The following is a 537-nucleotide window of genomic DNA, read 5'->3' on the forward strand; positions in this document are numbered from 1 at the left end:
GCGGGGCATGTCCGAGTCGGTGGTGGGCCGCCGCCGGCGTACGGGGCTCCGAGACTGGGGGCTTGCGGCGAGACGGGCGCGTTGGTCAGCGAAAACCGGCCTACAGCGGCGGGCAGGGTGGGAGGTCGGGTCGGGTCCTCCGGGGAGCGTTCTTGAGCGGGTCGGGGCGTTTCGGGGACGTGGGGAGGGGGGTTGGGGTTCGAAACCGGATCGCAACGGGTGGGTTGTGGCCTTCGAGCTTCGGTGACCTGCGGTTTTGTGGGATCGGGGTGGAAAGTCGGGCGTCGTGTGCCGGTTTCATGTGCTCCGCCCCCCGCCAACGGCGGAACGGGACCGAAACCGTCCGGTCGGGGTCGGCTTCGGGCGCTGCGACCCCGCGAAGGCCGTCGAGGAGACCGAAGGTGCCCAGCGGGGGTCGAAACCGGATACCGAGGCACCACGAGCGCTCTCCTCTGCGTGCCGACCTGCGGTTTTCTCTCAGGCCGAGGTAACGACACCCCACGTCGTCGGGTTTCGTGAACTCCCGCCCCCCACACA

The sequence above is a fragment of the Embleya hyalina genome, from assembly GCF_003967355.1.
In the GTDB taxonomy this organism is placed as follows: domain Bacteria; phylum Actinomycetota; class Actinomycetes; order Streptomycetales; family Streptomycetaceae; genus Embleya; species Embleya hyalina.